Below are 25,290 nucleotides of genomic sequence, written 5' to 3' on the forward strand. Positions count from 1 at the left end.
TGTATGAAAAAAGAGACTCCGCATATATTTAATTCAATTTCTGAATTGCACAGGGCCCTGGGTTTACCCGGGCCCCTGCATCCATTGATAAGCCTGGTTGACTATAAAGATATTATTGCTGATACCAGCGACATCTCAAAGGGAATGGTGCTTAATTTTTATAAGATCTCCTTCAAAATAAACTTTAAAGGAAAGCTCAGATACGGACAACATTATTACGATTTTGATGAAGGCGGATTGTCGTTTATTTCGCCGAACCAGGTAATTGGTGAAACCAGCGAAGAGGCGGATTATAGCGGGTACACCTTGCTGATTCATCCCGATTTTATCAGGAGCCATTCCCTGGGTAAGAAGATGAATAATTACGGGTTCTTTTCTTATGCGGTCAATGAAGCCCTCTACCCTTCTGCCAAAGAAAAGGAAATTATAATTGGCGTATTTAAAAACATCGAATATGAATTGAACCAGCACATCGACCATTTTAGTCAGGATGTGCTGATTTCGCATATTGAAGTATTACTTAACTACAGCAAACGGTTCTATAACCGGCAGTTTGTTACCCGCAACCAGGGAAATAATCAACAACTGGCAACATTTGAAGCGTTGCTGAACGATTATTTTAACAACGCTACAGCCCTCATGACCGGTTTGCCTTCGGTGGCTTACTTTGCTGAACAATTGCATTGCTCACCCCGCTATTTAAGCGATATGCTGCGTTCTATAACCGGGCAAAACACGCAACAGCATATTCATGCCAAATTAATTGATAAGGCAAAGGAATTGCTCAGTACTACCAATCTGTCGATTGGCGAAATAGCACACCAGCTGGGTTTTGAACATTCCCAGTCGTTTAATAAATTGTTTAAGCAAAAGACAGACTCCTCCCCTGTTGAGTTCAGGAATTCGTTTAGCTAGTTTATAATGATACGTACAAAATAGTGTTGCTGTAAAATTGAAATATTCGGTATATTTCTATATGGCAATGTTATTGGAAGCTGACTGCCGTCAGTATTTTTTTAAACGATAAAAACCAATGTATGCAATCAGTTATACTTGCCGATCCGCCCGCTAATTTCAAACATCAGACAGCCAACGTTAATGGCATAAATATGCATTATGTAATTGGAGGTACAGGTGATCCATTAGTACTGGTGCATGGTTTTGGACAGAACTGGTATATGTGGAACCGGTTGTTGCCTGAATTGTCAAAACACTTTACTGTTATTGCACCAGATCTGAGAGGTATTGGGGAGACAGATAAACCTGCTGATGGTTATGATAAAAAAACAATGGCGGTAGATATACATGAGCTGGTAAAATCCTTAGGTTATAAATCGATCAACCTGGTTGGCCATGATATCGGGTTAATGGTGGCGTATGCCTACGCCGCCCAATTGGGAGATGAAGTAAAAAAAATAGCTTTGCTCGATGCGCTGTTGCCAGGTGTTGAACCGGTATGGAGTGATCTTTCGGGGAAATTATGGTGGTTTGGCTTTTTCTCGCGGCCGGTTTCGGGACAGGTAGTAGAAGGTCATATGCGGTTATTCCTTACCGATTTCTGGTCGATCATCCAAAACGTTAAAGACGCCTTTACCAAAGAAGAAACAGATGAATTTATCCGGGCTTATTCCGTTCCGGGCGCAGCTACCGGCAGCTTTCACTGGTTTGGCGCTTTTCCACAGGATGCCAAAGACAACCTGCAGTTTATGAAAAAGAAATTGACTATGCCTTTGCTGGCAATGGGGGCTGAATTTCAGGCGGCGCCTTTTCTGGCCGATCATTGCAGACTGGTAGCCGGGGATGTAAAAGAAGTGCAGATCACCGGCTCAGGTCATTGGATTGTACAGGAGCAAACTGCCCAGGTTCAAAAAGGACTACTTGAATTTTTTATGACTTAGTATAGCTCAAAACGCAGCCATTAGGATATTGCGCGCTTTTACATAATTTGGCGCCATGAATCTTACCTCCTTTGAAATGCTCGATCATCAAATAAAGAATTGTGGCGGAGAACCTACAGTGGGCCCGAACGGTTATTTGCAGCCAGTAGCCGGATAAAAGGTGGAAACTGGAGATAGAAGCGGTGGCGGCCAAATAATTTTTATCATTTTACAGCCTATTTTTCAGGAAATCAATTTTTTAAGCTAGATTTGCACCCCCAAAGCAGATTATCAGGTGGTAAAAAGTCTGAGAAATGCTGAGTTCGGGTGGTGGCGCAGCCCGGTAGCGCACTTGTATGGGGTGCAAGGGGTCGCTGGTTCGAATCCAGTCCACCCGACCAGATTGGACAAGGCATCCGCTAGCTAGTGGATGCCTTGTTTATTTTTATCACTTTCTGAAATGCAGTTCAGGCGCGGGATTGGCTGAAATACTTCGTTCACTTCGTCAGTTAGAAATATCCCATTTTTGTGGTAGTAGCTAATTCCTTTGGGAAATACCATTTTTTGTAAGTTTTCTTTTACCCCTACTCTGCCGGAATCCCATAGCAGCGGGAGTTCCAGCGAAATATTGATGGCCCACTCGAAGGTATCTTTTAAGTTAGAACTCTCCATATTGCTACCGGCCAGGTTGTCCAGGATCTGCTTTTTCTCTTTGGCGAGTTTTATCATTAGTCTGTCATAGGTTTCAGCAGGCACCTTTTTATCAACGTAATAGTTTTCTTCTAATTCCTCAATCTTTGCATCCACTATAGCCAGGTTGCTTTGCAGGGTGTCCCTTAACTTAAAGGAAGTGACTCGTCCTGGAATAAGACTCGGCAATTATGAGTTATGAAGGAGAAGGTAAGTCGTTGTAATGTGGACTTTCCAGAACATTAAATTTGGACTTTTCAGGAAAACGGGCTAAAAATTTATGGTCGAAATTGCCTTCATAAATGTAAACACAGATGGAAAATAAAAAAGCATACATCATTACCGGGCCAACATCAGGTATTGGTTACGCTACAGCATTGGAGTTAGCTAAATATGGTACAGTCATTTTGGTTGGCAGAAATCAGGAAAAACTCAAAAAGGTAAAAAAGGATATTGAAAAAGTGGGACAACAGGCAATATCCATTATATGCGATATTTCGGATATTAAAAGTGTAAGGCATGCTGCTCTGCAAATTATCGATTGTCAACTTCCAATTGGCGGACTAATCAACAATGCCGGTATTATGCAGCCTAAAGTAAAAAAAAACGCTCAGGGGTGGGATATGACATTCGCTACGAATCACTTGGGGGCATTTGCCTTGACCGAAACGCTTGTATCGCACCTTCCGGATGGAGCGAACGTGGTTTTTATCGCCTCTGCTATAGAAGATCCCGAGCGCAAGCCTGCTAAAATTATGGGTATGAAAGGAGGTCGTTACATTTCTGCAGAAGCGAGCGCCCGCGGAGAGTGGAAACAAGGCGGCACCAAAATGGCAGGAATAGATGCCTATGCAACATCTAAACAATGCATCCTGGCTTCCTGCATGGCTTTTGCACGGGAAAATCCGCGATTGCATTTTAATTCCGTAGAACCGGGGATAACACGAGGCACAGGTTTAGGCGCTGAAAGTGTAAATGCCTTCGTACATTTCCTGTTCGGTCATCTTATGTCAGTAATCCCTCCCTTCTCAAAATACAGCAGTACGCCAAAAAAGTCTGCAGCCATAATTGCCAGGGTGGCTACTGATAAGTCGGGAAAAACAGGTATTTATTTTGACGAAAAAGGTAAGCCAATGTCTGGCTCAGCCTTATCACGTGACCCAAAGTTCCAGCAGCTTGTTGTTGCCGAAACAAGAGCGCTACTAAAAAAAGTATAATAATTACACCTGCCATGAGAAAAGAAACATCTGGCTTACGATACGTGGTAGATGAAATTTCAACCGAACATTTCATTGCCGAACATTATTTTATATACGTTGTAAAAGGTTTGGTGATATTGTACGATGGGAATAAGCATGTAGAATTAACACCTGGGCAATGCTGCATAGCGCGTAAAAACCGGTTAGGCCGCTATTATAAAATGTCGGAAAATAGTGAATTAGAGAAAGTAATTCTTGCGCTTGATACCAATTTTCTTAAACGATTTCAGGACAGAAACAAAACAACAATAACGAAATTTAAATCCACTGAAACGTTTATACGAATTGGCAAAAGTGACTTACTGCCGGATTACATTAGATCATTAACGCCCTACTACGATCACGGTCAGATAAGCACTCCTTTTGCAGAAGTTAAACGTGAAGAGCTATTGATTATACTTCTGCAGTCGCAGCCTGCATTAGCGGGATTGTTTTTTGATTACGGAATTCCCGGAAAGATCAATATCGAAGAATTTATGATGCAGCATTATAAGTTCAATGTGAGCATTGACCGGCTCGCATTTTTAACCGGAAGAAGTTTATCGGCATTTAAAAGAGATTTTGCCCAGACGTTTAATCAAACACCCAGCCGGTGGCTTGTGAACAAGCGCTTATCGGAAGCTCATTTTCTAATTCAAAAGAAAAAGCAAAAGCCATCTGACATCTATCTTGATCTGGGCTTTGAAACGCTATCACATTTTTCATTCGCCTTCAAAAAACGATTCGGACTAAGTCCAACCGAACTGCTAGGCCTCAAAAGAACAGCAATTAAATGACAAATCGATCAACCTTCGCTTTATGCACTGGCCATGACGGAGATGTCTTTCCATCTGCTGACCGGGCCATTATCGAGGTTCGTTGTAAACACCAAATTCTGCTATTGACGGCGGAGTATCATACGATTCGATCTGCATTCTCACCCTTTCTCCTTTAACTGCGGCGAAGCGGTGCAGTTTTACCCGTTCCAGCTTCTCGCCGTCGAATAGCGGGTTCCATTTGTTATTGGCAAAATATTCTAGTTTATATTTTTTGATATTGGCCTTTTGCTCAAAAATGACAATTTCGTTGAAAGTCTGCGGCGCTCTGAAATCAATTTCATACCAGGGGTTTTTCACTTCAGGGTTTGATTGCCAGGATGATCCGAAATCATCATCGTTAGCAAAATCCATGATGTTCATATCGTTACTCCAACTGGAATTGGCAGGCTGATGCTTTGCCAGGTTAGTGGCCCTGATCGGTTCGCCCGTAGGCTTAAAATCCGCCTTGGAGCCGTCATTATGCCAAAACTGACCGATTTGTTTTAAGGCAGCAACAGCATTATCATCAAACTGGCCGTCGCGGTTCGGGGCAACATTGAGGATGAAATTACAGTTTGCATTGTTCAAAGGCACCAGGGTTTCGCTGACCAGTTTCGCCGGATCTTTCACGGCTGTTTCCGGGAAATCATTTTTCCAGAACCATGAGGACTGTAACGGCAGGCAAGCCAGAGAAGGCATCTGGTTAATTTCCTTTGACATGCGCTGACCAGCGCCCATTTCGTAAGTTTTGATGTCGGTATAATACAGACCGTCTTTGGGATATTTGGCGCCATTTAAATCCATCAGGATACAGTTGGGCTGGAGCTTTTTTACTAGTTTATAAATCTGTTCGAACGGAATATCATCGTAAGAGATCCTGGACCAGGGTGCATCCCAGCCGTCAATGATCAATGCCTCAATCTGACCGTAATTGGTGAGTAATTCGGTTAACTGTTTCTTCACCATCTCAATATGTTTTTGCTGTATCTCGTTCGGGCGAAGTTTATGGTGCGTATCCAAAATCGAATAGTAAAGCATTACTTTCAGCCCGTTTGCGCGAAACGCTCTTACAAATTCCCTCACGACATCTTTTTTGTAAGGCGAGTGCATGACGTTATAGTCGGTTGTCCTGGTATCCCAGATGCAAAAGCCGCTGTGGTGTTTGGTAGTCAGACAGCCGTAGGTCATGTTAGCAGATTTCGCTGCTTTTGCCCACTGATCCGCGTTTAATTTAGTGGGATTGAATGCTGACGAGGATCCCTCGGGATCAGGCCAGTCCTGGTTAAAGTAAGTTGGTATATTAAAGTGAATGAACATACCAAATTTGAGGTCTACAAATCTTTGCTGGAGTTCGTTCAGTTCTTGCGATTTTACCTGGGCAAGTGAAACAGCAGCCACCGCCACCAGGGCCGGCAGTAACAGGGATTTAATTAAGAAGCTGATTTTCATCGATCAATTAAAATTGTGTTTGTATTCATAAGTACCCCCGGAAAAGGGGCTTCAAAACAGATATCTTGTATCCCCATTAAATCGCTTACGCTCATCTTTGGCGGAACCGGCTGGATAATCATCTCTTCCAATTCATTAGCAGGCCCGGACAGATTACTTTAGGGTATTTATATTCCAACCTGATTCCATCGGGATTTTTCCTCTAATCATTTGCCTTTTACAACCAATCGCCGCTGTCGTCCTCTTCCTTCTCTACCCGGGTGCGCAAACTAGCTGCTATGAAAGGTAGTAAGGTAAGCCGTTCTGTTGAGGCGGCGCCAAAACAACCGCGCATGGCGGCCCCGTATCCCAACCTATCGGACCATACTTCACCAGCAAACTCGCCACTCGCTACCAGCACTAATTCGTTCCTGCTACTGGAGTAGCCGAGGGAAATACATCCATCATTACGTTCGGCCTCTTCTGGCAGGCCAAACAAGGCTTCCATATCTGTACCTTCCGGTAAAATGCCATTTTCAATCCAGTCATTACTATCGGCTAGCCGTACTGGCGCCAGTCGGAGTAACCATACCCTACCTGTAACACTTCCAATGCCTGCTGCAGCTTACCGGCATCCTGCTCACCTGTATATGTATAATATCCCAGCTGATTGGCATAAATCACCAGCCTTTCTTCTTCCCAGGCGCCTAACGTTGGCCATTCCAACAAATGGGTCAAACACCAGGCAGCCTGTTCCAGCAATAACGGCTTGTATTTTTCCACTATCTCCTTTCCTGGTTCGTATACCATTGCCAAGTTCAGCGCATCGAATTTAATGTTCTCTATAATGATGCGCGCAAAAGAGGCCGTCAATATACGACGACCTGCGTTGGTCTGTTGGTCTGGCTCACCTTCCGGATCACGCAGGTTGATTAATACCACCGGTTCCTCGTCTTTTCCATACCTGTCTTCAAACTGTATCGGGAACAACGCACCCATTATATTTACATCTGTAATGACCTCATCTACCATCTGTAGCGGAACGGGCTGTTTTGCCCTGACCGCATTTTTGATAGTGTCCAGATTATTAGTGGCCGATACAAATTTTCGTCTTAACAACTTTATTTTTTCTGAATTCGTCATAAACGTCCTTGCTGTTGTAATTATAAATAAACATTATGCGTTCCGTTATCTTTGTGCAAAGTATAAAACGTTTGTTTTTGATTGCTGATAAATATACTTTTTATTAGTCACGATCAAGAAAATACACCAATACGGGGTTCACTCACATAATTTTTTAGCTAGCTTAGTTTTTTCTCCAATAGCGTTTGGACAATCATTCAAGTGATAAATATTGGACCCAAATTATTACTTAAGTTTTTGAATTTGAATCTGGGCATCTAAAATCCGTATGATCGAAATGCATGAAGATGCAGCTATGTACGCCTTGATAAGCTTGATGGCGCTGGGGACCATTTCGGTGATAGCCTTAGTAGTAAGCTGGTTTAAAACCTCGTTGAGACGAGCAACGTCCCTAAGCATATTTGTTCTTTCGCTTGTCAGTTTTGGACTGGTTGCCAAAACAGGCTACCTTGGTGGTCAGATAAGACATACGGAAATATCTGTTGGTGCAATTCAATACAACGCCAGAGGAGGAGAAAAAGACGATGATTAAAGACCGCTTTAATATTCAGATATAACCACCGGAATCCTTCATCTTATTGAGAAATTCCATTTTTCTTCTTAAAAATATCAAAGAAATGGCTAATCCTTCAAGCAAGAATCTTCAAACAGAAGTGGATGCCTGCTTTTTGTATACAAAATTAGCAGCGGCCGAATCTGATGCAACAGTTGCCAGTGTTTTCAGACAAATGAGTGCTATTGAAAAAAGCCATGCAGAAGCATTTTTGAAAAAAATGAACCCGGGTTCAATTGCGGCATTTCCACCACCATCTTTCAGGGCTAAAACACTTAATATCATTGGTAAAGTTTTGGGTTACGACTATGTATTGGGTGTATTGATGGATACAGAAAAAAGTATTTCCAATGCAGTTGTTAATGCAAAAAATAAAAATAAGCTACCTATTACCGGCAGCGAAACAAACCACGTCAAAATATTAAGGTCGCTCTTAGAAAATGAATCTAAAGTTACAGGAAGAAGTCTTGCAAAATTTGAAAGCAGACACCGCTCTGTTGGCGGCAATGCATTAAGAGCGGCGGTACTTGGAGGCAATGATGGTCTGGTTTCTAACTTTAGCTTAGTGATGGGAATTGCTGGGGCGACTACGGGCGGCTCAGGTGTTTTGTTAGCCGGGGTTGCAGGATTATTAGCCGGTGCATTATCCATGGCTTTGGGCGAGTGGATTTCTGTTAAAAGTTCGCAGGAATTGCATGAAAACCAGATGCAGTTGGAAATGGAAGAACTAGAAACGAATCCTGAAGGAGAACAAAAGGAACTGGCATTAATTTATATTGCCAAAGGAATTCCTGAAGACCAGGCGCACGCCATGGCTGCCGATATTATGATGAATAAAAGTGATGCCCATGAGGTATTGGTGAAAGAAGAGTTAGGTATAAATGTAGAAGAACTAAAAGGTTCTGCCCTGGAAGCGGCTGTTTATTCGTTTATACTTTTTGCTATTGGGGCTGTAATACCGGTTATTCCTTTTATGTTTACCAGGGGCGTAACGGCAATAATTATTAGTGTTATCAGCAGTGCAGCGGGTTTATTTTTAATTGGTTCTGCCATTACATTATTCACGGGTAAAAGTATTTGGTTCTCGGGATTCAGGCAGGTGCTTTTTGGTTTAATTGCAGCAGCTATTACTTTTGGAATTGGAAAATTGATTGGTGTTTCGGTAGCTGGATAATTTCAGTATATATAAGCATACCCTTCCATTATTTGAGATGTTGGTTTCAAGACAAATAGTTTTTAAGGGTATAAAAAAGTGTTTTCATTCTTTTTATTTACCTGTATGAGTCAACTCTGTTTTGGGTTCGCTGAAATTTAAAGTACCGAGCCTGCGCAATGTGGGCCTTACATTTCCTTATGAACACGTCTTTATAAATACGACGGCCGTTTTTCCTAGATTACCAGTGTGCTTGATTTTTACGGCACGGGTGTACAAAATAGCCCCGCACCTGATCCCTTATTAAAAAATAAAATACCACTTAGTAATGCTGAAAAGTATTACCTGGTTGAATTTCTAAAATATTAACCGATTCCACTTTTATCACCGATAAACTGCTTGCAGCACCTGAGTAACATTTGATCATTGGTGGAGCAAACGTACAGGACTGCAAGGCAGAAGTTATTCCTATATCGGTATTCATTGCCTTTTTCGGCAGCGTTCTGGATGATGACTTGCTATAATTATAGTAACCAGGAATTGTGGTAACAATCATTTAAATTGTATTTCCTAGGCAAACTGGTAAATATTTTGAAGCTCGGGTAGCCCACCTCTGGAAATTGAAGGATAGTAAAATTAATTAAACAACCAGGTGCTTTAATCGCTGGCAGCATACTAAGCAAAAATCTTCCCTTTGGGCTACAACTTTGAAACTTTGGGCTACAACCGTATGCTGATTGTAAATGAATTTTGCATTGTTAAAACAATAAACAATGCAATTAGCAAACAGCACAATTCTTATTACAGGAGGCTCAAGCGGAATAGGCCTGGAGTTTTTGAAACAACTTAGCCAACATAACGTAACAAAAATTATTATTACAGGGCGGGATGGTTCAAAATTAGAACAGATTAAACAGCAGTTTCCCCACATACATACCGTAAAAAGCGATGTAAGCGATTCCAAAGAGATCGGACAATTGTACAACAATATCACAAAGGAATTTCCCGCACTGAACATTATTATCAATAATGCAGGTATTATGCGAAACATGGACTTGCAGGATACAAGTATGGATCTGGGGAACATCACTGAAGAAATTGATACCAATTTGTCGGGAACGATCCGCATGGTCCATCAGTTCCTGCCGCATTTAAAAAAGAAAAGCGCAGCTGCCATCGTAAATATTTCATCGGGATTGGCATTTATTCCATTTCCGCTCTCTCCTGTTTACAGTGCTACAAAAGCAGGGATCCATTCTTATACTCAGATATTGCGTTTACAACTGAAACACACCAATGTCAAAATCTTTGAAGTTGCGCCCCCTTCTACCGAAACACCACTTCTAAACGCATTTTCAAACGTGGATATGGGAAGTACCGTACAGAATATGAAAGTGGACAAAATGGTAAGGGTTGCTATTCAGGGAATTCTGAAAGACAAAGCAGAAATATTGCCGGGAATGGCAAAAGTGCTGAAATTAATGGGGAGAATTGCGCCTCGGTTTTTCCTGAATTTTATGGATGGAGCTGTAGAAAAAGGAAAGCGGAAATCAAAATAGTATATTTGTTATATGATAAATGGAACACCTGCCAGAGTAAAAACCATAACTCAGGCACACCGGGTGCTGGCGCTTCCTACGCCTAAACATCCCCTGATCAGTGTCGTTGACTATACACAGGTTCAAGCACCGGCAGGCGTTAGTGCTGTATTTGATTTCTATTCCATATCGCTTAAGAGAGGAGTCAATAAACTGATTTATGGTCAACAGGAATATGATTTTGACGAAGGCGTTTTGTATTTTTTAGCACCCAACCAGGTGTTGAGCGCAGAAGAAACCTCAGATAAAGAACGTTCGGGCTGGATCTTATTCCTGCATCCTGATTTTTTATGGAATACGTCGCTGGCAAAAAAGATTAAACAATACGAGTTTTTTAATTATTCAGTAAATGAAGCATTGTTTCTTTCAGAAAATGAAGAAACGATCCTCAATGGAATTATTCAAAACATTCAGCAGGAGTACAATGCAAACATTGATAAGTTTAGCCAGGATGTAATAATTGCACAATTAGAATTACTACTTACATATTCACGACGATTTTACGAGCGGCAATTCATTACCCGAAAAATAACAAACCACAAGATCTTAGAACGTTTGGAAGATCTGTTGAACGATTATTTCAATAGTGAAGATATACTATCAAAAGGGTTGCCGTCTGTTCAATATGTTGCGGAAAAACTAACTATATCTACTAAGTATTTAAGCAATTTGCTGAAACAATTGACAGGGCAAACCACGCAACAGCACATACAAAATAAACTCATTGAAAAAGCAAAGGAAAAACTATCCACCACTGATTTATCAGTAAGCGAAATTGCTTATCAATTGGGGTTCGAACATTCTCAGTCATTCAACAAACTTTTCAAAACAAAAACCAATCTTTCACCACTGGAATTCAGGCGGTCGTTTAATTGACTTATACTACCACGTATGATTGGAATATAACATCCGGTGCTGATTGCTGGTATAACAATATTATTTATTGAAACTTACTATATTCTTAAATGGTTGAATATCTGTTAAATTATCCAGAAATAGGTTAGACAATTGTCCAGCCGGCCCGACTGTTAAGGAAATGTAAAAAGCTCGCTCCAAAAGCGGGCTTTTATTTTATATGTTGTATTTGAGATTATATGACGACCGATACTCATTTAATGCCTCGAAGCCAATACTTTTAAAGCACTGGCTTTTTGTTAACTACTATTTACTTATATAGTTTTTTTCAAGAGCGCTATACAACGAAGTAAAATCATAACCGCCATTGTATTTATAGCCATTGATAAAAAATGAAGGCGTTCCATTCACACCGCTTCGCATACCGCTCTCAAAATCTGATTCTATTTTTTCAAGAAGTGATTTGTCTGCAAGGTCTCTCTTCAACTCAATGATATTTAGCTTGAGCTCTTCGGCGAATTTCAAAAGCGCAAATTGGCTAAGTTGTGTTTGATGTTCATAGATCATATCGTGCATCTGCCAAAATTTATTCTGCCTGCCTGCAGCTTCTGCAGTCTTTGCAGCAGGTATCGCCAACTCATGTAGATTGGATAAAGGAAAATTCCTGAATACAAAGCTTATGTTTTTACCAAGCCTTTTTTGAATTTCCTTCACTATCGGATGGGCAGCACCACAGTGAGGGCATTGATAATCGCCATATTCCACCAATAGTATTTCCGCATCAGGAGAACCCTGAACGTGATCGTTTTTATTTACAGGAGGTGTTAATTTTGCCATGATCATTGTTTTTTATTCGTTATGGTTTCTAAAGCTGTGATAATGCCATCTGCACCCGGATTGATCCCTATGGGTGACAGATAACTCCATTGGATTACCCCATTTGTGTCCATTACAAACAAAGCCCTTTCACTTTGGCCTTCCCTGTTGTCATACACGCCGTACTTTTTTGCTATATCGCCTTTCGGCTCAAAATCAGCAAGCAACGTAAAATGGAGTTTCCTGTCCTTCTTAAAAGCCTCATGACACCATTTACTGTCAACAGAAATACCCAATAGTTCCGCATTATACTTCTTAAAATAGTTCAGCATTTCATTATAGAGTGTCATCTGGTCTCCGCATACGGGGCTCCAGTCTGCAGGATAAAACGCGATTATTACATTTTTACCTTTTAATTGTTTCAATGTGAATTTCTGATCAAGGGTGGCGTATAATTCAAAATCAGGGGCAATATCATTTTGGTCTAACATAATAAAACAGTTTAGCAATGAAAAAATTGATTATTATGGGCCTAAGCAAGTTTCCGGAGTATATACTTACACTCTTCGCAGTCCCCTTATCCATTATTGTTGAATAATTGAGTTGCTCGGCTCTCCAGCCATGCCACACAACTTTATGCATTTTTGCATCAGTCATACTAAGAGTGATAGGGTTTGAGCACGACATAAGGCAAATAGATATAACGTTGCGGGAAACAATATTTTATTGAATTTCATGAACACCTCTTGATTTTTTAAAGCAACAAATAATGCCTCGGGGAAATACTTTTAAAGCACTGGCTTTTGTGCGTTGTTGTAGACAAATACTTGCCGCTTCTTTCATGCAAACCATACCGGGAGCAACAAGCTCCAGGCCGTACCCATTTTCATTTTCCGAAATGTTTACAGAATAATGTTAAACATCCCCTTGTTTTTATTTTTTTATTAATTTGTTTTAACGATGCAGAAAAAATATTTTTTGAGGCTACATGCATAGCACGGATTACTTTTGGTATCTCAATTAGAGTATTCACCTGGTATGGTTTGTTAACACATAACATAACACCAGGTGCTCGCTTTTTTAAAACGTTTAATGTGATGGATAAGAAAATGGGTAGACAAAACCGCTATTAAGAAAACAGATATTCTTTCAGGAGTTCCTGCTCAGAATACTTATTTGTGAGATGCGAATTTCAAAAATCCGAACAAAAAGGGTAGCAACACGATGCGGCAGTATTGACAAAATGCAATTTCAATTGCTTTCGTTCTGCAAAGGTAAGGACATTAAAAACGAAAAAACCAAATTTTACGATGTGTTTTTAAAAATAAATTTTCCCGACATAATCCCGGAAGAGGCCAGGTCGCGTTGACCTCAAAAATATTAAGCTCTCAACATTGTTGTCATATAAATCCTGCTGGCTGTGATATGAAATTGTATACTTCTATTTTAGAAACAACATCAACATTTTGAGCTGATCATAAAAAACTCCGGCGATGCCGATCTGGCAAATACGGTGGATCTTCAACCGGGCTGGAGCTGTACTATGGGTTTAGTAAATGGAAAGAGGAGAGCCTTTTTTACCCGAAGAAACAATGGATCGGTAGTTGAGTGGTACGTGTTCGGACTAATGATCACTCGGCACTCATATTGCACGTAGGAAAAACGTATGAAAAAAGACAATTTCCTGAGGTACAAAAGAAGGAGCAGGTGGATCTTGCTATCGGGCATTTTATTGGTAGTGGTTTCACCTTTTCTTTTGATTCAGCCTGCAGTTCTACAATTCTTTACCGGGAAAGGAGATATTGGTAGTTCCATTGGGGGGATAACAGGTCCCTTTGTAGGAATGATCGGCGCTATTCTGGTATATCTCTCCTTCGAGCAGCAGATAGAAGCAAACCAGACCCAGCGGAAGGCACTGCGCAATGAGATTATGCAAAATCAGATTAAAAGCGAATATGAAACCCTGGATAAACACCTTACGGAGATAAAAGACGAGTTCTATAAATTAAAATACCGAAGAGGTTTGCTGGCCATCCAACTGAACCACCCTCATAGGGGTAGTATATTGGAGGGCGGAGATGCCATTGAGGCTTATTCTCATGATATCAAGAATTATGGCGATCAGATTTATCTGGACACCATTGAATTTGAATACGGTGTCCGGTATTTTTTTCTGCTCATCAACACATTCCACGAACAATTAACCATGTCCATTGTACCGGAACAACAGAAATTTTATCTCGCGAGAAAATTTTTGTACTTCTATGAATCCAAAATTAAATGGCAAATGCAATTACTGAATCGGCACACGTTAGAATCGGGGGAGAATGGCGAGCAATTCACGCGGATTCATCAGGAAGCCCTTGCAATAATGAAAAAAACTGAGGACACGTATAAATTGTACCAGGTGGAACCAATCATTTAGATAAATGTTTAGGTTATTCATTTTACCCCTATCGTAGATTTTTGCCCTTAACTATCATAAAAGGATTTTTATGGAGTCGACTTCGGATCCTTGAAAAGTAAAGCATGTCAATTTGAAATATCTCAAGCAAGAAAGAAACAAGAATCAATTTGGGTAATTTGTTGCCCATCTTGCGGTTATCGCTATGCAGAGGATTGTTATAACCATGAAACATTAACACTAGGGGATAAGACAGCAAAAAAACAGATCCCCTTTGCAACCAATTTTTGTATGATGCGTTGTTAAATCTTAAAACTTAATTTGTTATGAGCGCCGGCTTGCTGATGTCGGGCAACAGTAAAAATTATTTTAAAAAATAGGGGGTAAATCTTTTTATTTTGATTTCAATAGTTTTAGTTTTGTATCACGAATAAGCACTCATTCTACCCTGTATCTGTCATTACATCCTGCTGTTAAGTGATCAATACGTTATCCTCAATCAACGTGGCATTTAATTTATCTCACCATTTTTTTAAAAGAATTAGTCTTCCTGTGTAAACACACTATTCTTACCGATACTGTGCGCCATTCCTTAATTACCATAGGGATTTAAACAATAATTTTTATTATTTAATTCTGGGAGGTTGTATGAAAAAGATATTAGTCTTAATTGCGATCCTATTTTCTACGGAATATTTGTTATCGTGCAAAGAAAATAAAACACCGGCAATTAAAAGTGAATCACCGGGCCGAACAAGCAATCCGAAATCCAATATTTCAAAACCACCCGCAACAAATCTTTCACCCCGGAAAGTACAGGATCAAATCAATAAAGAAATTCATGATGCATTATTAATTTCCAATGAATCTATTACAGGGGAAGCAGCAATAGTAATTGCCGAAACACATAATGCCATTCGCCATCTGCTCGATAGTAACTATGCAGCTGCGACGAAAGCCATTGAAAACGCAATAGGGAAATCGGAAGTTGTAACCAGCAAAAACCGTGGTAATGGATTGGTGCCACTAACAAGGGATGTTACTGTACGGGACCTGGTTGCAGATCTGCAAACCCTTAATGATGCCAGGAATGAAGTTGAAGACCTTATAGATAAGGGATACCTGCAAGATGCAAGAAGATTAGCCAATTTGCTTGTTAGCGAAATTTACATCAGCACTTCAAGCATTCCATTGCAAACCTATCCCGCAGCTTTAAAGGAAGCGGTGGAACTGTCGAAGGAAAAGTAAGCTACCGAGGCTGCGCTTATATTAAATACGGCTCTTAATACTATCGTAGTGCAGGAAAGGTATATCCCATTGCCTTTGATACGGGCTGAACTGATGCTGGCAACAGCAGACTCGTTGATTACCGCAAAAAATACTAATGAAGTAGCCATCGATGCATTCCTTGAGAATGCAGACTATCAAATTCGCTTTGCAGAAGAGCTGGGTTATGGAAAACGGGATAAGGAGTTTGAAGAATTGTATGATGCAATAAAAAATGTAAGGAAAGATGTGAAAGAGAAGAACGCTGATAACAAAAGCCTGATCGGCAATTTAAGAAAAAAGCTTTCCGCATTTAAAAACCGAATTACGCCAGAAACCGAAACCAAAAAGTAGCTAAACTTTACCGATACATGGTTTTATCGGTTGAAGTACATTATCATTTGTTTCTTTAGATACTACTATTATGACTACTACGATTGTTCCAGTCGCTGGCAGGAATGTTCGCTATTGGTGGATCTTCCTTTTGCGTGGCCTGTTATTTATAATTGCAGGGGTACTTACTTTTCGTTATCCCCTGGAAAGCTATGTAACCTTAAGTATTTTCTTTGGCGTTACGATGCTTTTTACCGGCATATTAGAATTAACCTTTACTCTCTCGACCCGTAAAATAAAAGGATGGGGATGGCGGTTGGCGGCCTCTCTTATTGATCTTATTCTGGGAATCATCTTAATACTGGATATTGGGATCAGTATGGCGGTTTTACCATTTCTCGTCAGTTTCTGGTTTTTATTCAGGGGTATTACGATGTTAAGTTTTTCAGGCATTGTCAGGAACGTAGGCAGTACAGCCTGGATGATCACAGGAGGTATTCTACTGATATTTTTTGCTATTCTTATTATGATCAACCCGGTGTTGGGTGCTGTGACCATTGTCACCTGGACAGGACTGGCTTTTATAGTAGCTGGCATTTTCAATATCATTCTGACCATACAACTAAAAAAGGAACCGCAGAGTTCTGGCAAAAATGGGATCGACTAATCACTACCCGAATAGTGATTAGTCACATACACCCGCATTGTACTATCTATAGCTTCAATAATAATCAAAGGAGGGTTTTATGAAGTTCAGTTATTTTATATTGGGGGTAGCTTTATTTCATTTTTTAGCATTATCCTGCTCCAATCCGGTACACATACAAAAGGATCCGGCCGTAAACCTGTCAACCTATCAAACCTATTCCTGGGTAGATACCAAAGAAAATGAACAGGATAATGTTGCAAAGCCAACCGCATATTTAGATATTAGTATGCGCAAGACTGTAAACCAACAGCTGGCTAAAAAAGGTTGGAAAGAAACGGACCAGCATCCTGATGTACTCATAAGTTATGAAGTACTGGTAGAAAGATCCACAGAGGAACGATCAAATCCTGTTTACACAAGACCATTCACCAGGGTTTTCTATAACCCTTTCAGGGGGCGCTGGATTAACATCTATTATCCTTCAGAGTTCCTTGGATATCAAACATACCAGGTGCCGGTAAAAGAAGGCACAATTATAATATCTATGGTAGATGCAAACACAGATAAAGTAGTTTGGCAGGGCTGGACAACAAGAAAACTCAACTATGCAATGCTAACGGAAAAGGAAATAAAGAAAAGCGTAGCTGATATTTTCAAAAAATTTGTTTAAGAAGTTTTATCAATGCTGTTTTCAAACTTGCAATGATGCTGCCCGTATGGACAAATATCTTTGAAGTAAGGGGATTTTTAAAAATTAATTCAGGTAACCATGAAGTATATTATTCTTTTAGTAGATGATGATGATGATGAATTTGATCTGTTCATGGAAGCTTTGCACGGAACAAACTTACAATGTGATTGCATTTTTTCTAAAAATGCAGAAAAGGCATTACACCTATTGTATTATACAATACCGGATTTTATTTTTATTGATTACAACATGCCTAAAATAAATGGCTTGAAATTTATTACAGAAATTAAAAAGTTAAGACCCCCCCGCGATGTTCCCATTATTCTATACTCCTCCGCGATCACTGACAGCCTGGCTAAAAATGCAATGGCCCTGGGAGCCTTTCTATGTATTAAAAAACCTTATGAGATCAATACTCTTACTAAAATATTACTAAATATTCTTACAAAATCACGGGCGTTCAACTTTCATTTTACCACCAGGATCAATCCTGGAAATTAGCAGGAAAGCAGTTTTGGTATCGTTGCTATAGTTACTTATTCTTTTAATTGAGGAAAAAAGCAATCAAAGGTTGTTCCGCTTCCGGGAGCACTATCTGCAGTAATAAATCCATTATGAACAGACATTATTTTTTTACAAATAGCAAGGCCAACACCGGAGCCCCTAAATTTGTTGTTAAGCTGGTAAAAGATAGCAAAGATATTCTCAGCAAATTTTTGATCAAAACCTATTCCATTATCTATTATAGATATCTTACTGTATGTTTCATTTGTTGAAGACACCTTTGCGGGAACCCCGTTGGTCTGGCAACACCTGATCTGGATAGCCGGAATTTCATTTTCCCTTTTAAACTTAATTGCATTAGCTATTATATGACTAAATAGCAAAAAAAGAAGGTAGGCAAAGCCTTGTATGATTGGCAGGGGATCGATTATTATTTCGGCTCCTGTCTCAGTTATTATATTATGCATGTTCCTCAATACATTGGCCAATATTTCATTTAACCTAACCGGGGATTCTTCATCGTTTAGAGCAGGAATTTGCATATATGTTACCAGATCCTCGGTGAGCAATTTCATTTTCTGTATCCCTGCCTGCGCCCTTCTGATATTTGCCCTGCCTGCATCACTCAGTTTGCTACCATCGTTGTGGATAATAAATTCAAGTTGTATATAAGTACTTCGCAAGGTATCGATATAGTCATGCGCTGCAGTATTGCCAAATGTTTTAAGTTCAGCATTCAACAACTTGAGCTTTTCGCTCTTAATTGCCAGCAACCTGTTTAATTGCCTTATAGTTTCTTCTGATAATTTCTTTTCTGTAATATCATTCATTGATATAAGAATAATATCCCGGATGTTTTGAACTACTATATGTAACCATTTATTGGAATTGCCATTGGAATATGAAAGCGTATCATCTATAGCTACTCCTGTTTTTATAAGATACAGCAGCTTTTCAAACATGCCCGTTTCCCTTGCATTCAAATACTTTGACAAAAACGAAATTTGTTCTTCATATTCGTCAGTGAGTTTTATATTTTCTGAGATTATTGGCAAATAATGGAATTCGATAACGTTAAATTGTTGATCATATATAGCCTTAAAAAGGGCTACATTGTTAAGAGCTACACCTGTAACTGCATTTAATATTTTTTGATTTAAAATTTCCTGTTTCATGCGTATATGAAAGGTTTGATGAAGGTTTTAATATTTTAATTGCATACACAGAGGAAGAATATATTTAATAAAAGAGGATGGTAAAATCAGCAGGCTGATATTTCACAATTTCTAAAGAAGGAAGTAGATGTAGTTTCGGGAATCAACCCGTAAATAAAATTCATGTAAAAATACTTAAAATAACACATTGGCTTGGATTTTCTGGATCTTAAATCCTGAAAGCTGAAATAAAAGACTGTGCCGGGTATTTTATAAAAAAATGAATAAAAATTTGTTTTTTGATTTTTAACATATTTATCTTTGTACCACAAATATGCAACTCTATATATTGCATTTGTCAATACATCTTCTGCACAGCACATTCCTTTGTTTCCCTTCTTAATAGTACCTGTTAATACAAAGACTTCATGATGTACTGAAAAGCATTTCAAAATACCCCTTTTTAAAGACCTTTTATTTAATTGAAACCGTGATGCTAAAAGATGTGCTGTCAATGCACACAGCGATAAGAATATTTTATTCTGATGGTAATAATATCATTAAAAATTAAAACCCATAAAGGAGTGTATTTATGTCAAACATCACAAAAAGCAGTTCGGTATCTCTTCCCATGCTCAGAGACTTTTTTAATATCAGCAGTTTCTTCGACGGCAATTGGATGACTCGCCTGGAAAGCGGCTTCCCCGCTGTAAACATTTCAGAAGATGAAAAAGAATTTAATGTTGATCTTGCAGTTCCCGGCTTTAAAAAAGATGATATAAAAATTAAAATCAACGACGATATTCTTACGATCAGTGCGGAAAACAAAACAGAATCTGAAGAGGAAAAAAACAAGGAATATACCCGCCGGGAATATAGTTACAGCGCATTCACCCGTAGCTTTCGTTTGCCCGACAATATAGATAGCGGCCATATTGATGCCCATTTTGAAGATGGGATACTTAAGATCAAACTACCCAAAACAGATATGCAGTTGAAATCATCTAAAGAAATTTCTATTAATTAATGACCAATTAAAAATGGAGGTTAACATGAAAACAGATCGCGAAATTCTGAACGATGTTCAGGATGAACTGAAATGGGATCCTTATCTAAGCACCAGCGAAATTGGCGTTTCGGTAAAAAACGGGATAGTAACCCTAACCGGCGTAGTCGATTCTTACTGGAAAAAGCTTGCAGCTGAGAACACAGTTAAAAAAGTTTCAGGAGTAACAGCCGTTGTGCAAAAGATCGAAGTAAACTTATCTGAAAGCGGAAAAAGAAAGGATACTGAAATTGCCGAAGCCATTCAGAACGCGTTTAAATGGTCGGTTTTGATACCCAAGGATAAGATAAAGGTGAAAGTAGAAAATGGCTGGGTGACCCTGGAAGGTGATGTGGAATGGGAATTTCAGAAAAATTCTGCCCGTAAAGCGGTTGAAAAACTGGAAGGTGTGATGGGCGTCAGCAACAACATCAGGGTTGCGCCCAAAGCATCTCCTGCCGATATCAAACAAAAGATCAAATCGGCCTTTCTTCGAAGTGCCACTTTTGATTCAGACAGGATCCAGATAGACGTTGATGGCAGTACTGTAACCCTGAGAGGAAAGGTTCGTTCCTGGGCAGAAATGAAAGAAGCGGAAAGAGAAGCCTGGTTGGCGCCCGGGGTAATGAAAGTTAAGAATGAAATCGAAATTGATACGGAAGTGTTTGCCTGATAATTTTAAACTTTTGTTTTTTCAGGCAAATAAATCACAAGGCGCCCGATGTATATCGGGTGCTTTACATAACAGCCCAACAGATGTAAGATGGAACATTACCAAGGAAGATTTGATCAGTTGCGAAAAGAAGAAAAAAAGGAAGAAAAAGACGAACGTTATACCCGTAAGGAGTATAATTACTCTTCTTTCAGCCGTAGCTTTACATTGCCTGAAGAAGTTATTAAAGACAAGATCGAAGCTGTGTATGAAGATGGAGTATTGCGCATTAAACTTCCCAAGACCGAAGAAGCTAAAAAAGCAACATTGTCAAAACATATTATGGTTAAATAAGCAGTTGGTGTTTGTCTTTCTTCGAGTCCCGCTACTGAGTTGGCGGGGCTTTTTTCGAATACCTGTAAGCCTTGTAACACAACGTTCTGTTAAGTCCCCCTAGCGGCTACTTCTTTTCTAGTGTATAGTAATATATTCCCAAAGAGCCCGGATAAACGCCGCCGATTATAAACAACTTGTCATCGGCCTTCATTGCATTAAAAAAGTCAGTGGTAGTTCGGATACGCTTTTTATTAACTACCAAAATAACAAATCCTTTCTGCATGGAGGTGCTCTGGGGTATAATTCCCTCATCAATGGCCACTACTTTCACCCCCCATGGAACACCTAATTGCTTTTTTTCGCTGGCAGACAATTTTTCTACTGTTATGCCCAGGGTCTTTAACAAGGCACTGTCCTTTGATGCATGGTCCTTTGTTTCCAAAGCAACAGATAATGTGACCACAAACACTTTCTCGTTTCCAGATCTGTTTACGGTCAACTGTATATTTTCCCCGGGCTTGTACCTTGCAATAGTCTCCTGCAACTGTGAGAGGGTTTCTATTTTATGATTATCTATATCGAGTATCAGATCATTTTTTTGAACACCAGCCTTCATCGCTGCTCCATTCTCCTGAATACTATCGATCAATACTCCGGAGGCAGTTGAAAGACCAAGCATTTTTGCTTTTTCCCAATTCATTTCACTGGCTATGATCCCCAGGTATCCCCTCATTACCTTTCCATACTTCAGCAGATCATCTATTGTTTTTTTTACAATTTCGACTGGAATGGCAAATGAATAGCCGGCATAAGCACCGGTTGTGGTAGCGATGGCGCAGTTAATTCCAATTAGTTTCCCATTTATATCTATCAGTGCGCCTCCGCTGTTTCCCGGGTTAACAGCAGCATCAGTCTGAATGTATGAATCAACGGCTTCACTATTTCCCAGCAGTTTGATATTTCTTGCTTTTGCACTAACAATACCAGCGGTAACAGTTGATGCCAGGTTAAAGGGATTGCCAACGGCCAGTACTATATCACCAACTTCAATAGAATCGGACTTGCCAAATTCTATTTTTTGCAACTGATTTTGATCAATTTTCAAAAGCGCCAGGTCGGTGGCCGCATCAGTGCCCACCACAGTAGCTATACATTCTTGTTTATTTGGAAGAATAATTTCTATCTTTTGGGCTTTATCAACAACATGTTTGTTTGTAACAATATATCCATCTGCCCTTACAATTACGCCTGATGCATTGCCAACCTGTAGTGTTGAATTATTTTTATCCGGTGCAAAGAAATGATACCAAAAGTTATTATTCCCATAATCGGCCGACTGCTCAGAAAAATAAGACCTGATATGAACCACTGCCGGTGTAGCCTTACTGGCAGCAAAACGGAAACTAAGAGGAGTTCCCTGACCAAAGCAACTGCTCCATAATAATTTTATTGCCAAAAGAATGATTAAGAATCTGTTTATCATGCTTTCTTATTTGAAGATCCCCCTTACAGATTCTGTCAAATTTATCACCAGGCCACCGGGGCATACAATGAGCAACATCAGACGGAATGCTGATTCTTGTTTTATTAATCAGCCCGGTGTAACAGTAGATTTGAAGTAAGAAAAATTGACATTGATATTATTAAACCACACAGAAATTAAATGTATGAACAAGCATATGTTCAATAACGATCTACAAACACTTGCAGTAGAAAGAAGTGATGTTTGTGTATCAGTAATTATGCCTACAAACCGGCTTTCGCCCGGCAGAAGAGCCGATTCGGTAGAACTGGACAACATGATGGAGAAAGCCAGACAGGAGTTGCAAAATAAATTTGACAATGCAGCAATCGCGCCACTGATACTGGCCATGGGCGACCTGTATGAACAAATAGATTTTATGCATAATGCCGCCGGCATTGGTGTATTTGCGTCCGCGCATGTAAAAAAACTAATTCCTTTTTTCTTCCCTGTAAAAGAAAGAGTAACGATCGCGCAAACGTTCGACATCAGGGACCTTTTATATGAATCATACTATGATACTCCTTATGTAGTTTTACAGTTGTCACAAAAGGAAACAAAACTATATAATGGCCACCTGAATTGGCTTATAGCAATCGCCGATTCCGATTTTCCCCATAAGAATGAAGACGAATATGAATACAGCCGACATTCCCGGGGCAACTCCAATGCAGGCCATAGCTTTGTAAAGGAAATTGAAAAAAACAGATCAGCGGTGGAAGAGATCCGGTTTAAACGTTTCTTCCGCGAAACAGATAAACTATTGAATAATTATCTGGGCAATAAGATACCGCTGATAGTTATGGGTGACAATAAAGACCTTTCTTATTTCAGGCAGATCACCACCCATGAAGACAACATTGCCTGTAATGTTCCAGGTAGTTACGCAAATTATAATGAACACGATCTGGGCGCATTGACCTGGCAGGCCATGAAGCTGTTCCTTGACAACAATAAAGACAGGGTGCTAAGAGATTTCAATGAAAAAACAGGGCAAGGACTGGGCATTACAGGCCTCGATAATATTTGGAAGGCAGTGCAGGAAGGAAGAGGTTTTAAATTATTGGTAGAAAAAGATTATGCTGTTCCTGGTTATTTGCCAGATCACGAGGACTATGACCTGGTTTTACACGAACCCAAACAGGCGCACCGGATATTACCTGATGCAGTTAACAGTCTTATTATACTAATGCTGGAAAAGAATGGAGAGGTAATAATGGTGGAAAACGATGCATTAAGGGATCACAAAAGGATAGCATTGATCACCAGGTATTAAAAAATAGCTATGGCAAAGAAGAAAAACCCGTGAATTCCCCATTGGCATGGCAATATTTGCAGTAGTCACTGTTTCTTGAGCCATCCTTCTCTGTGCAGATTTATTAATACTGTTTATTGGCTTATAGATCTTTCATGTGATGTGATAAAACGCTTTGCTTATATTGTTTATAGGATTCAATTTCTTTCCACGAACGGGTATTTAAAATATCTTCTTTCCGGCACCAGCCTCTTCTTGCTGCCGCAACCCCTGTTGATATAAAATCGAATTGGTATAAATAGCTGGCATTGGTACCAATACAGATCTTTGCGCCCCTTTCGATTGCATACTTTATCCAGTCCTCTTTCAAACCAGCTTGTTGATCTGGCTGCGCATTAATAGCAATACACGTACCGGTGGCTGCAGCCTTATCAATTACTTTTTTCCAGTTAACTGTCCAGGATTGCTTTTGTACACCTGGCCTGCTATCAGGATGGTTCAGGCACTGCACATAAGGGTTTTCACAGGCCCATATCAACCTCGATGTGATATCTTTATTAAAATCACCTGCAATAAAAGCGGTAACCCAGTCACCTTGTTGCAATAAACCAGCCGGCAAGCCCAATGAACCGTCCTGCAGAATAGGCACATTCAGGCCCTTTTTTATAAATTGCCTACCCAATGTTTTATTTACCAGGTCAATTTCTCCGAACTGTTCTACAATCTCCTCCGGTCTTAGCCCGCCTTTTATCTGCCCGGTAAAAACAGGATCGGCAATAACGAGATAATCATAGTGGGTATATATTTTACTCACGTAAAGAGCTTGCCGCCTTTATCAATTCCTCGCGGTTATTTACATGTAATTGTTCATATATGATTTTCAGGGTGTTGGGACCAAAGCCGTTAACATCCATTAGGTCAAGCAGTCCTACAGGCACCTTTTTTTTAAGTTTCTCGAAAGTATTGATCTTGCCGGTTTTCAGATATTCAACAATTTCCTGTGCTATATTTTCGTCCATATCTTTCAATTTGTTAAGGCCGGCAGGCCGTTCTGCAAATAGCAGAATATCAATATCCAAACCATGAACAAACCGGGCTGCAGCGGAATAGTCCATCACTTTAACCCGGTATTCATTACCCAGGTAGCGATAACAGGATGCAATTGTATATAGCAGATCGCCCACCACCCTGTTTACGCTTAAATTTTTATTTTCTTTGGCCATATAACTCTTTTATCCAAGTTAATATAAACATGGCTGCCAGGCATTGAGAACAGTCAAAAATGGAAATGAGAATCGTCATTTACACGG

At 39.8% G+C, this 25,290-nt stretch carries 29 protein-coding genes and 1 tRNA gene; 19 read left to right on the forward strand and 11 right to left on the reverse strand.

What is annotated here, in order from left to right:
- Positions 1–3 precede the first annotated feature (3 nt).
- The 3 genes from NIAKO_RS11095 to NIAKO_RS11105 all read left to right on the forward strand — a co-directional run bounded on the left by NIAKO_RS11095 (position 4) and on the right by NIAKO_RS11105 (position 2,278).
- Complete coding sequence (locus NIAKO_RS11095) at positions 4–915, forward strand: helix-turn-helix domain-containing protein (RefSeq protein WP_014218516.1); 912 nt, start codon at positions 4–6, stop codon at positions 913–915.
- A gap of 122 nt (positions 916–1,037) precedes the next feature.
- Positions 1,038–1,898, forward strand: a complete 861-nt coding sequence (locus NIAKO_RS11100) for an alpha/beta fold hydrolase (protein WP_014218517.1) — start codon at positions 1,038–1,040, stop codon at positions 1,896–1,898.
- A 303-nt stretch (positions 1,899–2,201) separates the two neighbouring features.
- A tRNA-Pro gene (locus tag NIAKO_RS11105) sits at positions 2,202–2,278 on the forward strand.
- Between the two features lie 22 nt (positions 2,279–2,300).
- On the opposite strand, the gene NIAKO_RS11110 is transcribed toward NIAKO_RS11105, so the two are convergent.
- Positions 2,301–2,684 carry a hypothetical protein gene (locus NIAKO_RS11110; protein WP_041346629.1) on the reverse strand — a complete coding sequence of 128 codons (384 nt, stop codon included), beginning with the start codon at positions 2,682–2,684 and terminating at the stop codon, positions 2,301–2,303.
- A 197-nt stretch (positions 2,685–2,881) separates the two neighbouring features.
- Between NIAKO_RS11110 and NIAKO_RS11115 the strand changes: the two genes are divergently transcribed.
- Positions 2,882–3,784, forward strand: coding sequence for an SDR family NAD(P)-dependent oxidoreductase (locus NIAKO_RS11115; protein ID WP_014218519.1), 903 nt, complete (start codon positions 2,882–2,884; stop codon positions 3,782–3,784).
- Positions 3,785–3,798: 14 nt separating this feature from the next.
- Entirely contained in the window at positions 3,799–4,602 is an 804-nt protein-coding gene (locus NIAKO_RS11120; RefSeq protein WP_014218520.1) for a helix-turn-helix domain-containing protein, read from the forward strand.
- Between the two features lie 69 nt (positions 4,603–4,671).
- Here the strand turns inward: NIAKO_RS11120 and NIAKO_RS11125 are convergent, their stop codons facing one another.
- The 3 genes from NIAKO_RS11125 to NIAKO_RS11135 form a co-directional block, all read right to left on the reverse strand.
- Positions 4,672–6,072: an alpha-L-fucosidase gene (locus NIAKO_RS11125; RefSeq protein ID WP_014218521.1), complete on the reverse strand. Its 1,401-nt coding sequence runs from the start codon at positions 6,070–6,072 to the stop codon at positions 4,672–4,674.
- Positions 6,073–6,289: 217 nt separating this feature from the next.
- The gene (locus NIAKO_RS11130; protein ID WP_014218522.1) at positions 6,290–6,559 is read right to left on the reverse strand and encodes a hypothetical protein; all 270 of its coding nucleotides are present in this window, start codon (positions 6,557–6,559) and stop codon (positions 6,290–6,292) included.
- Between the two features lie 50 nt (positions 6,560–6,609).
- The gene (locus NIAKO_RS11135; RefSeq protein WP_014218523.1) at positions 6,610–7,194 is read right to left on the reverse strand and encodes a hypothetical protein; all 585 of its coding nucleotides are present in this window, start codon (positions 7,192–7,194) and stop codon (positions 6,610–6,612) included.
- 268 nt (positions 7,195–7,462) lie between these two features.
- Between NIAKO_RS11135 and NIAKO_RS11140 the strand changes: the two genes are divergently transcribed.
- From NIAKO_RS11140 to NIAKO_RS11160, 4 genes are all read left to right on the forward strand, one after another.
- Positions 7,463–7,726: a hypothetical protein gene (locus tag NIAKO_RS11140; RefSeq protein WP_014218524.1), complete on the forward strand. Its 264-nt coding sequence runs from the start codon at positions 7,463–7,465 to the stop codon at positions 7,724–7,726.
- 85 nt (positions 7,727–7,811) lie between these two features.
- Positions 7,812–8,921: a VIT1/CCC1 transporter family protein gene (locus NIAKO_RS11145; protein WP_014218525.1), complete on the forward strand. Its 1,110-nt coding sequence runs from the start codon at positions 7,812–7,814 to the stop codon at positions 8,919–8,921.
- 752 nt (positions 8,922–9,673) lie between these two features.
- Positions 9,674–10,459 (forward strand): SDR family oxidoreductase, encoded by a 786-nt coding sequence (locus NIAKO_RS11155; RefSeq protein ID WP_014218526.1) that lies wholly within the window; start codon positions 9,674–9,676, stop codon positions 10,457–10,459.
- 12 nt (positions 10,460–10,471) lie between these two features.
- Positions 10,472–11,374, forward strand: coding sequence for a helix-turn-helix domain-containing protein (locus NIAKO_RS11160; RefSeq protein ID WP_014218527.1), 903 nt, complete (start codon positions 10,472–10,474; stop codon positions 11,372–11,374).
- A 285-nt stretch (positions 11,375–11,659) separates the two neighbouring features.
- Here the strand turns inward: NIAKO_RS11160 and NIAKO_RS11165 are convergent, their stop codons facing one another.
- The gene (locus NIAKO_RS11165; protein ID WP_014218528.1) at positions 11,660–12,190 is read right to left on the reverse strand and encodes a DsbA family protein; all 531 of its coding nucleotides are present in this window, start codon (positions 12,188–12,190) and stop codon (positions 11,660–11,662) included.
- Positions 12,191–12,192: 2 nt separating this feature from the next.
- Positions 12,193–12,660 carry a redoxin domain-containing protein gene (locus NIAKO_RS11170; RefSeq protein WP_014218529.1) on the reverse strand — a complete coding sequence of 156 codons (468 nt, stop codon included), beginning with the start codon at positions 12,658–12,660 and terminating at the stop codon, positions 12,193–12,195.
- 1,175 nt (positions 12,661–13,835) lie between these two features.
- Here NIAKO_RS11170 and NIAKO_RS11180 point away from each other — a divergent pair.
- The 6 genes from NIAKO_RS11180 to NIAKO_RS36625 all read left to right on the forward strand — a co-directional run bounded on the left by NIAKO_RS11180 (position 13,836) and on the right by NIAKO_RS36625 (position 18,013).
- Complete coding sequence (locus NIAKO_RS11180) at positions 13,836–14,594, forward strand: hypothetical protein (protein WP_014218530.1); 759 nt, start codon at positions 13,836–13,838, stop codon at positions 14,592–14,594.
- Positions 14,595–15,221: 627 nt separating this feature from the next.
- On the forward strand, positions 15,222–15,821 hold the full coding sequence (locus tag NIAKO_RS11185) for a YfdX family protein (RefSeq protein ID WP_041346634.1): 600 nt from the start codon (positions 15,222–15,224) through the stop codon (positions 15,819–15,821).
- A gap of 48 nt (positions 15,822–15,869) precedes the next feature.
- Positions 15,870–16,193: a hypothetical protein gene (locus NIAKO_RS11190; RefSeq protein WP_041346635.1), complete on the forward strand. Its 324-nt coding sequence runs from the start codon at positions 15,870–15,872 to the stop codon at positions 16,191–16,193.
- A gap of 70 nt (positions 16,194–16,263) precedes the next feature.
- Entirely contained in the window at positions 16,264–16,839 is a 576-nt protein-coding gene (locus tag NIAKO_RS11195; protein WP_014218531.1) for an HdeD family acid-resistance protein, read from the forward strand.
- A 79-nt stretch (positions 16,840–16,918) separates the two neighbouring features.
- A complete protein-coding gene (locus NIAKO_RS11200; protein WP_014218532.1) occupies positions 16,919–17,491 on the forward strand; it encodes a DUF4136 domain-containing protein in 573 nt (190 codons plus the stop codon).
- Positions 17,492–17,590: 99 nt separating this feature from the next.
- Positions 17,591–18,013, forward strand: coding sequence for a response regulator (locus NIAKO_RS36625; RefSeq protein WP_014218533.1), 423 nt, complete (start codon positions 17,591–17,593; stop codon positions 18,011–18,013).
- Between the two features lie 35 nt (positions 18,014–18,048).
- On the opposite strand, the gene NIAKO_RS11210 is transcribed toward NIAKO_RS36625, so the two are convergent.
- Positions 18,049–19,191, reverse strand: coding sequence for a sensor histidine kinase (locus NIAKO_RS11210; RefSeq protein WP_014218534.1), 1,143 nt, complete (start codon positions 19,189–19,191; stop codon positions 18,049–18,051).
- Positions 19,192–19,762: 571 nt separating this feature from the next.
- Between NIAKO_RS11210 and NIAKO_RS11215 the strand changes: the two genes are divergently transcribed.
- From NIAKO_RS11215 to NIAKO_RS11225, 3 genes are all read left to right on the forward strand, one after another.
- Positions 19,763–20,197 (forward strand): Hsp20/alpha crystallin family protein, encoded by a 435-nt coding sequence (locus tag NIAKO_RS11215; RefSeq protein ID WP_014218535.1) that lies wholly within the window; start codon positions 19,763–19,765, stop codon positions 20,195–20,197.
- Between the two features lie 25 nt (positions 20,198–20,222).
- Complete coding sequence (locus tag NIAKO_RS11220; RefSeq protein ID WP_014218536.1) at positions 20,223–20,888, forward strand: BON domain-containing protein; 666 nt, start codon at positions 20,223–20,225, stop codon at positions 20,886–20,888.
- Between the two features lie 90 nt (positions 20,889–20,978).
- The gene (locus NIAKO_RS11225; RefSeq protein ID WP_049815506.1) at positions 20,979–21,221 is read left to right on the forward strand and encodes an Hsp20/alpha crystallin family protein; all 243 of its coding nucleotides are present in this window, start codon (positions 20,979–20,981) and stop codon (positions 21,219–21,221) included.
- A gap of 106 nt (positions 21,222–21,327) precedes the next feature.
- Here the strand turns inward: NIAKO_RS11225 and NIAKO_RS11230 are convergent, their stop codons facing one another.
- Positions 21,328–22,686 carry a trypsin-like peptidase domain-containing protein gene (locus NIAKO_RS11230; RefSeq protein WP_014218537.1) on the reverse strand — a complete coding sequence of 453 codons (1,359 nt, stop codon included), beginning with the start codon at positions 22,684–22,686 and terminating at the stop codon, positions 21,328–21,330.
- Positions 22,687–22,870: 184 nt separating this feature from the next.
- On the opposite strand from NIAKO_RS11230, the gene NIAKO_RS11235 reads away from it, so the two are divergent.
- Entirely contained in the window at positions 22,871–24,001 is a 1,131-nt protein-coding gene (locus NIAKO_RS11235; protein ID WP_107685525.1) for a baeRF3 domain-containing protein, read from the forward strand.
- A gap of 7 nt (positions 24,002–24,008) precedes the next feature.
- Here the strand turns inward: NIAKO_RS11235 and NIAKO_RS39710 are convergent, their stop codons facing one another.
- From NIAKO_RS39710 to NIAKO_RS11245, 3 genes are read right to left on the reverse strand one after another with little or no spacing between them, the layout of a single operon-like run.
- Positions 24,009–24,101: a zinc ribbon domain-containing protein gene (locus NIAKO_RS39710; RefSeq protein ID WP_071884267.1), complete on the reverse strand. Its 93-nt coding sequence runs from the start codon at positions 24,099–24,101 to the stop codon at positions 24,009–24,011.
- A gap of 21 nt (positions 24,102–24,122) precedes the next feature.
- Positions 24,123–24,794, reverse strand: a complete 672-nt coding sequence (locus NIAKO_RS11240; protein ID WP_041346636.1) for a PHP domain-containing protein — start codon at positions 24,792–24,794, stop codon at positions 24,123–24,125.
- Entirely contained in the window at positions 24,787–25,203 is a 417-nt protein-coding gene (locus NIAKO_RS11245; protein ID WP_041346637.1) for a hypothetical protein, read from the reverse strand. Before NIAKO_RS11245 ends, NIAKO_RS11240 begins: the two co-directional genes overlap by 8 nt.
- Positions 25,204–25,290 lie beyond the last annotated feature (87 nt).

Origin of the sequence: Niastella koreensis GR20-10, from assembly GCF_000246855.1 — a bacterium.
Taxonomy (GTDB): Bacteria; Bacteroidota; Bacteroidia; order Chitinophagales; family Chitinophagaceae; genus Niastella; species Niastella koreensis.